The organism is Streptomyces sp. NPDC058051 (assembly GCF_042885475.1).
GTDB lineage: Bacteria > Actinomycetota > Actinomycetes > Streptomycetales > Streptomycetaceae > Streptomyces.
In genome coordinates this window covers 280,816-288,270 of record NZ_JBHVRW010000009.1, presented here as the reverse complement: position 1 = coordinate 288,270, position 7,455 = coordinate 280,816, and the positions used below count along the sequence as shown (strand labels likewise).

At 68.3% G+C, this 7,455-nt stretch carries 9 protein-coding genes and 1 tRNA gene; 3 read left to right on the top strand and 7 right to left on the bottom strand.

Annotation, left to right across the window (positions count from 1 at the left end):
* From ACFVUT_RS17505 to ACFVUT_RS17480, 6 genes are all read right to left on the bottom strand, one after another.
* On the bottom strand, positions 1-419 hold a 419-nt coding region (locus ACFVUT_RS17505; protein WP_389670982.1), incomplete at its 3' end, for a transposase.
* A 334-nt stretch (positions 420-753) separates the two neighbouring features.
* A complete protein-coding gene (locus ACFVUT_RS17500; RefSeq protein WP_389648631.1) occupies positions 754-903 on the bottom strand; it encodes a transposase in 150 nt (49 codons plus the stop codon).
* 7 nt (positions 904-910) lie between these two features.
* The gene (locus ACFVUT_RS17495) at positions 911-1,492 is read right to left on the bottom strand and encodes an AAA family ATPase (RefSeq protein WP_389648633.1); all 582 of its coding nucleotides are present in this window, start codon (positions 1,490-1,492) and stop codon (positions 911-913) included.
* Positions 1,493-1,589: 97 nt separating this feature from the next.
* A complete protein-coding gene (locus tag ACFVUT_RS17490) occupies positions 1,590-1,925 on the bottom strand; it encodes a deoxyxylulose-5-phosphate synthase (RefSeq protein ID WP_389649263.1) in 336 nt (111 codons plus the stop codon).
* 112 nt (positions 1,926-2,037) lie between these two features.
* Complete coding sequence (locus tag ACFVUT_RS17485; RefSeq protein WP_389648636.1) at positions 2,038-2,370, bottom strand: hypothetical protein; 333 nt, start codon at positions 2,368-2,370, stop codon at positions 2,038-2,040.
* A 109-nt stretch (positions 2,371-2,479) separates the two neighbouring features.
* Positions 2,480-2,555 (bottom strand) — tRNA-Arg (locus ACFVUT_RS17480).
* 489 nt (positions 2,556-3,044) lie between these two features.
* On the opposite strand from ACFVUT_RS17480, the gene ACFVUT_RS17475 reads away from it, so the two are divergent.
* Positions 3,045-3,176 (top strand): hypothetical protein, encoded by a 132-nt coding sequence (locus ACFVUT_RS17475; protein WP_389648639.1) that lies wholly within the window; start codon positions 3,045-3,047, stop codon positions 3,174-3,176.
* Positions 3,177-3,194: 18 nt separating this feature from the next.
* On the opposite strand, the gene ACFVUT_RS17470 is transcribed toward ACFVUT_RS17475, so the two are convergent.
* On the bottom strand, positions 3,195-4,466 hold the full coding sequence (locus tag ACFVUT_RS17470; RefSeq protein ID WP_389648642.1) for a M6 family metalloprotease domain-containing protein: 1,272 nt from the start codon (positions 4,464-4,466) through the stop codon (positions 3,195-3,197).
* 311 nt (positions 4,467-4,777) lie between these two features.
* Between ACFVUT_RS17470 and ACFVUT_RS17465 the strand changes: the two genes are divergently transcribed.
* Positions 4,778-5,440 carry a TetR/AcrR family transcriptional regulator gene (locus ACFVUT_RS17465; RefSeq protein WP_389649266.1) on the top strand — a complete coding sequence of 221 codons (663 nt, stop codon included), beginning with the start codon at positions 4,778-4,780 and terminating at the stop codon, positions 5,438-5,440.
* Between the two features lie 259 nt (positions 5,441-5,699).
* A complete protein-coding gene (locus ACFVUT_RS17460; protein ID WP_389648644.1) occupies positions 5,700-7,232 on the top strand; it encodes an MFS transporter in 1,533 nt (510 codons plus the stop codon).
* Positions 7,233-7,455: the final 223 nt, after the last annotated feature.

Below are 7,455 nucleotides of genomic sequence, written 5' to 3'. Positions count from 1 at the left end.
CCCGGTGCCCGGAGACGGGCACGCCGGGTTCGGGAGGCGGCTCGGGGAAACCCGCTGGTGGAGACATCGGCAGGGCGCCCCGAGTCGACCTCACCCACGGCCCGGTGTCGCTTGAGGCGATTGATACCGCACTCAGCCGCGTGGCGTTCGCGGTGGTCGATCTTGGCGAACTCCGGCGGCCGTCCACCGTGCGAGCCGAGGTTCTTGCGGTTCCGGGCCTGGTCCGCCTTGTCTGGAATCGTGCAGCGGATACCGCGCCTGCGCAGATAGGCGCGGTTCTTTCGGGAGACGTACGCTTTGTCGGCGCGGACCCGATTCGGACGGGTGCGTGGTCTGCCCGGACCGGGACGGGAGACGCGGATCTTCTCCAGGACGGATTCGAACTGCGCAGAGTCCCCTCGCTGTCCGGTAGTGATCACGATCGACGTCGGCTTCTGGCCTGCTCGACGGCCAGATGCAGCTTGGTCGTCAGGCCGCCGCGCGAGCGTCCAAGGCCGTGGTCGTCCGACTCCGCCGTGCCGACACCGCCGGGCGGCTCCTCTTGTAGATCCCCTTTTCCGCGCCCCGGCGGCGTGCTGGTGGGCCCGGTGCACGGTGCACGGTGGAGTCGACGTTGATGTCCCAGGTTATGAGTTCCTTGGCATCCGACTGGGCCTGCAGTTCGGCAAGGATGCTCTGCCAGGTCCCGTCCCGCTGCCAGCGGCGGAACAAGTCGCACACCCGGCCCCAGGGGCCGTACCTCTCCGGGGCATCTCACCATGGGACGCCAGTGCGGGTCCGAAACCGGATGCCGTCGATCAGCTGCCGTCTTGTCCATATCGGCGGACGTCCCGGTTTCTTGCCCCCGGGCAGCAACGGCGCCAGCCGGTCCCACTGGGTATCCGTCAGATCTCCACGCGCCACCTGGCGATCATCGCAGAGGCTGATCGACCTCAGAACTGGAGGCCAGACTGGTCGCAGTCAGGATCGCTTCGACTGTCTCTTCAACTGTCTGCGCAGCGTTGTCGATCCAGGTGCCCTGCTGCCCGAGCTCGGAGCGCATCGCCTCATCCAGTGGCGACCAGTCCGTGGCCAGGGCCTTCTCCCGAGCCTGGTTGCGCCGCCATGCCTCTGCCGGGCCCGGAGCCAGGATGATGATGTGGAGTGGCACGGCCGCCAGCGTCGTGCGGTAGAAGTCAAGGTGGGAACGACGGACCACGACATCATCGAGCACCGGGATGAAACCGGCCCGCACGAAACTGTCCGCCAGAAGGCACGCGTTGCGGGCCCGCAGGAAAATCTGCCGGTCGGCTTCCGCGTTCGCGGTCGGCGAGGGCCATTGCCCACCGCTGACGATCATCTGCTGGAGTGCATCCACCTCGATATGGGCCGACATCCGGAACCGGCCGGCCAGCGCAGCGGCCACCGTCGACTTCCCACTCCCGGGGATGCCGGTCAGCAGGACAGCCCCGGCGGCCGACTCGCGGTCGACGGGCACCAGATCCAAGCTCATACGACTCCTCCAAGCGCAAATGATCAGGGCCTTGAGGATACGTGCTGCCCCTGATTCGCTGAGTCGGCGATTGCTTGATCCACTTTCAACACATTCCCTAGGGCAGGTCGCGGCGGACCAGCGCCCGAGCGAATGGTTCTCCGGTGGCCCGGGCATGGGCCATCCGCTCGCGCACCTCACTGAGGGTGCGTGGGCGGTAGCCGGGGCCGCCGCAGCAGTTCTTGTGGAAGCGCACACCGGCGTGGAGCAGCACGGAGAGGGTGCGCCAGGCGGCGGTGTCCCGCTTCTTGGGTGTCGCGAAGGCCGAGCCGGCGTGGATCAGTGGTTCGGCACAGCGTGGACAGACCCGGTCGTGGTCGTGGTGGCCGGGGAAGGGCTGCTTGTACGAGGCCCGGCAGGGCAGGCAAACATACGAGGTCTTTCCATGGGCCATCGCCATGCGGGAAGGGTAGAGCGATGGCAGGGGCGGGGGCGGCAGAATTCCGGCTGCTGCGCAGGCTCCTCCTCAGTAAAGGCCGGGCGGCGACGGCCAGCCGTACCCGCTTCTACTCGCTGCCGCGGAGTTCTGCGTCGATGGCGGCAGCGGCATCCTCTGCGGCTAGCTCGCTGATCTCACCAGGGACCTCGCGGTCGTCGTACACGAAGAGTCTTGCGTCGACGATGTGGGTTTTCGGGTGCCAGCCGAGTCGGCGGCCCGCCTCGCGTGCGGCACGGCGGACGTCCTTCAGTTCGCCCGTCTCCTCAAGATCGCCGCTGCTCAGGATCAGCTGCCCGTGGTGGCCCTGGTAACGAGGTTTCAGGGAAGCCCGCATCAGGCTCTCCAAGCGGTCGACCAGCTTCTCGTACCGGCGCCGGGCCAGCTCGTCCTTCGCAGGCATTCGCACAGCTCCCCACCTCTGCCCGCAGCCACATGTGTGCCATATGTGTGCTGCGAGGAAGAAGGCCCTCCCGTCCATCGGACGGAAGGGCCTTTGACCAGGTGTTTCTTGGTGCCCCCGGCAGGATTCGAACCTGCGACACCCGCTTTAGGAGAGCGGTGCTCTATCCCCTGAGCTACGAAGGCGGGGATCTGTCGGAAACGTGTCCGGAACCGGGCCCGGGTGGGTTGTGGGTCTCGGATGGGCTGCCGACAGGGTGTGGGTGGCCTGGCTGGTGAGGGCCGGGCCGCCGCGAACAGTGTAGCGGGTGGGTGGGGTCTGTACCGGAGGGCGGGGATTCGGTTCCTGGACCGTTGGGGCCTCTTTCGCCGACGTCGAGATGCCCGGCCCGCCGCGAGGAAGGAGACGGCAGAAGGGGGAGCCGGTGGTGGCGTGTGACCGGATGCGCCGTCAACTGGGGCGGCGCCGAAGGCTTGTGAGCGGGGCTTTCGCTGGTGAGGGGCTGCGGGGGCAAAGCCCTGGCGATCTCCCGAGGGTGTGCGACGGTGATCTCGCGGTCGTGTACGACGGTGATCTTGGGCGGGCGCGCGGCGGGCGGGTCGGAGGCGTCGACCGGGTCGAGTGCGTGGCGAATCTCGGCGGCGAGGGCGTGTACCGCATGGAGGCCAGGGCCCGTGCCGCGGGACCATGCCGATGCCGAGGAGGGTGGCGATGCCGATGCCGACGCCGATGCCGATGAGGATGGCGTGGTGGTGTTGATGGCTGGGCTATGGACATGGCGTGGTGATGTCGGTGGCCCGGCGTGATCAGAGGTATCAGGGGTATCAGGGGCGGGTGATGCGGACGCGGTAGTCGCCCTTGTCGTCCTTGTCGACCACGGATATGCGTATGCCGTGGGTCCGGTCGGTGAAGGTTCCGCCGGGCTGGTAGGGGGCGTCGGAGAGCTCGGCGTGCACATTGGGCAGTCGGGTGCAGCCGCTGCTGCCCTTGGTGCTGTCCACCACCGACACCGGACCCTGGCCCGTGTCTACGTCCGAGTTCACCTTGTAGATCAGTACGCCGGGCCGGCAGACCGCCTGGTCGTTGCCTGCCCGGGTCCGTACCTCCACCGCGTAGCCGGACTCGCTGCTGAGCGGTATGAATGCCAGCTTCGTCCCGCCCTTGGTGGCCAGCGGTCTCAGGACGTGGTCGCTGGTGCCGGGCTTGGCGGCGCAGCTGATCTGCTTGTTGTCCAGCCAGCCGAGCTTCCACTTGTGCCAGCCCAGCAGGTCGTTGTTGGCGCCCCAGTCCTCGGACATGATGTCCCAGTGTCCGACCGAGCCCCCGCCCTCCAGCGTGTAGAGGTCGGGAAGGCCGAAGACGTGGCCGTTCTCGTGCGGCAGGACGCGGTATCCGGTCTGTTCGAACGATCCCGAGCCGTCGTCCTGGCGGCTGTAGATGAAGGACGCGTTGGTGAGCGGCACACCGTCCGCGTGTGGGGCGTCGTCGTTGCCGGAGAACGTCACGGACAGGACGGTGTCCAGGGCGGAAGGCCCGGCGTTCGGTGTGACCAGGATGTTGACCAGGTCGTACTTGCTGAAGTCGACCTTCGGATCGGCGGTGGCGACGATGTCCTGGACGAGCTGGCGGTAGCCGGGCTCGTACGGTGATCCGCGGTCGATCCCGTAGTCCGAGAACGGCATCGGCATCCGCAGCCAGGATTTCACGGGGGCGTCGGGTATGTAGGTGAGTCGCCCGTACGAGGAGGTCCGGAACCACTTGGCGGTCTGCGGGAAGAATTCGTCGTACCGGTCCATCGCCGGTTCGGTGCCGGGTGCGTCCGGGAAGTCGATCATCAGGTTGAGGGCGTGGACCTTGCCGGTGGAGCGGGCGTAGTGGGCCGGAGTCGGCATGCCCTCCGACATCTGCACGCCCATCGTCGCCGCTATTCGGCACGGCGCGATCCCCACCGTACGGGCCAGTGACGTCGGGCCGGCCGTGGCCCGGCTGGGTATCGGCAGATTGCCGCTGGCCGTGGTGGTGACGGCTATGAACAGGGCTGTTGCCGAGCCGAGAGCGATCGGGTGGCGGCGTATCCGGTGGCGGGGCTTTTGCATAGAGGCGCCTCGGGGTCCGCGGCAGTCCGCCGGCCCGGACTGCCCTCTGCGGCTCAGCCTGTGGCGGGTGGTGCGGCACCGCTCGTTGGGTGCGCCAATCGGTTGGTTTTCCTGTTTTTGGCATGTGTCCCAGGTCACATGGTGGTGAGAAATAACCGGGGATCCCTTCCCCGTTTGAACCTGTGTCTCCGCGAAAGCGGGGAGGCGTTCCCCGGTTACGGAATGGGGGAGCCACGATGAACAAACGGCGTCGCCAGGACCGGGGGCGTCGCAACGAGGACCGGAAGAGCCGGAAGGCAGGGGCAGCAGTCGTGGACACCGTCACCCGCACCACCACGGGAGCAGCGCAGACCCGGGCAACCCGTCCGCGGGCCGACGCGTTGCGCAACCGGGAGCGGATCGTGACGGCCGCGCGAGAGATGTTCGTCGAGTTCGGGCCCGATGTGCCGCTCGACGAGGTCGCTCGCCGCGCCGGCGTCGGCAATGCCACGCTCTACCGGAACTTCCCCGACCGGGCGGCGCTGACGCACGAGGTCGTGCTCTCGGTCACCTCCCGCACCACCGACCGTGCGCGGGAGGCGGCGGCCGAAGAGGACGACCCCTTCGCCGCTCTCAGCCGCTTCGTGCACGCGGCGGCCGACGAACGGATCGGTGCGCTGTGCCCGATGCTGTCCGGCGGCTTCGACAAGGACCATCCCGAACTGCTCGCCGAGCGCCGACGCCTCGAAGAGGCCGTCGAGGGGCTCGTGGCGAGTGCCATGACCGCAGGGCGCCTGCGTACCGACATCGCCGTCGGTGACGTAGTGGTCGCCCTCTCCCAGCTCACCCGGCCGCTGCCCGGCATCGGCTGCCTGGACATCGACCGGTTCACCCACCGCCATCTACAGCTGTTCCTGGACGGGCTGGAGGCTCCGGCCCGGTCACAACTTCCCGGAACGGCGGCGACTTTGGAGGATCTGCGGCGTCGGCCATGACGCACGCGCCGGACCGGGCCCTTGAGCAGGGCTCGCGGCAGCGCGCCGCCGCCACGCCTTGACCACCCCTGTCCCTCTCACCGCACTCCCTTTCACCACACATTCGACCGCCGACCGCCGACCGCCGACCGCCGACCGCCGACCGCCGACCGCCGACATCGACCGTCGTCCTGTCGACCGTCCTCGACCGACCGCCCGTTCACCGATCTCTCGGTTCACGACCTCGCGCGCCCCTGCGCGTCCTTAGGTGGATACCTCCATGTCAAAAACAGCCGATATACGACTTCCGGACCCCAGTCGCTGGAAAGCGCTGGCGTTCATCGCCCTCGCGCAGCTGATGGTCGTGCTCGATGCCACGATCGTGAACATCGCACTGCCGCACGCCCAGACAGCCCTGGGGATTTCCGACGCCAACAAGCAGTGGGTCATTACGGCCTATGCCCTCGCCTTCGGCGGGCTGCTGCTCTTCGGGGGCCGGATCGCCGACCTCTGGGGCCGCAAGCGGACCTTCGTCGTCGGCCTGATCGGCTTCGCGCTGGCCTCCGCGCTCGGTGGGGCGGCGCAGAACCAGGGCATGCTGTTCGGCTCGCGCGCGCTCCAGGGCGTTTTCGGCGCGCTGCTCGCCCCCGCGGCCCTGTCGCTGCTCGCCGTGATGTTCACCGATGCCAAGGAGCGCGCCAAGGCGTTCGGCATCTACGGTGCGATCGCCGGTGGCGGTGGCGCCGTCGGCCTGATTCTCGGCGGCTTCCTCACCCAGGCGCTGAACTGGCGCTGGACGTTCTTCGTCAACATCCCGTTCGCGATCATCGCGGCGGCGGGCGCGTACTTCGTGATCCGTGAGCCGGCCGGCAGCCGTAACCGTTCGTCGCTCGACATCCCGGGCGTCGTCCTGTCCGCGCTGGGTCTGGTCTCGCTGGTGTACGGATTCACCCGTGCCGAGTCCGCCGGCTGGTCGGACTCGCTGACCATCGGCATGTTCGTCGCGTCCGGCGTGCTGCTCCTGGCGTTCGTCCTGATCGAGGCCCGGGTCGCGTCGCCGCTGCTGCCGCTGCGCGTCCTGCTCGACCGCAACCGCGGTGGTGTCTACCTCTCGCTGGGGCTGGCCATCATCGCGATGTTCGGGCTGTTCCTCTTCCTCACGTACTACCTGCAGGTCGTGAAGGGCTACTCGCCGATCAGGACCGGCTTCGCCTTCCTCCCGATGATCGCGGGCATGATCACCGGCTCGACGCAGATCGGCGCCCGGCTGATGACCCGGGTTCCGGCGCGCGCGCTCATGGGCCCCGGCTTCCTGGTCGCAGCCGTCGGCATGCTGCTGCTGACGCGGCTGGAGGTCGGTTCCTCCTACACCGCGGTCATCCTGCCCGGGCAGCTCCTGCTGGGCCTGGGCATGGGCACGGCGTTCATGCCGGCCATGTCGCTGGCCACGCACGGCGTCGAGCCGCGTGACTCGGGGGTCGCCTCCGCGATGGTCAACACCTCGCAGCAGGTGGGCGGTGCGATCGGTACGGCGCTGCTGAACACCATCGCCGCGTCCGCCGCGACGGCGTACGCCACCTCGCACGCCGCGCTCGGTGCCACCGACCCGGAGCTGCTGAAGCTCCAGTCGATGGTGCACGGCTTCACCGGTGCCATCTGGTGGGCCGTCGGCATCCTGGTGGCCGCCTCCGCGATCGCTGTGACCTTCATCAACGCCGGACGTCCCTCGATGACCACGACGACCGGAACCTCCGGTTCGGGCACTGCCGACCGTATCGAGGACGAGTTCGAGATCCCGGTCGTCGCCCACTGACGCGCGCCATGTGGCGTGACACGGTGTGAGACACGGTGTGACGTGAAGCCATGTGGTCGTGAAGCGAGGTGAACGCGGCTCTGCCCCGGTTCCGTTCGACGGAACCGGGGCAGAGCCGCGTCGGTGTCGTGCGCGCTCGGTGCTCGGTGCGCTTGGTGCTCAGTGCGTACGCGCTGCGTGGGTCGTGCGCGTACGGGATGTGCGCGGGTGCGTACGTGGTGTC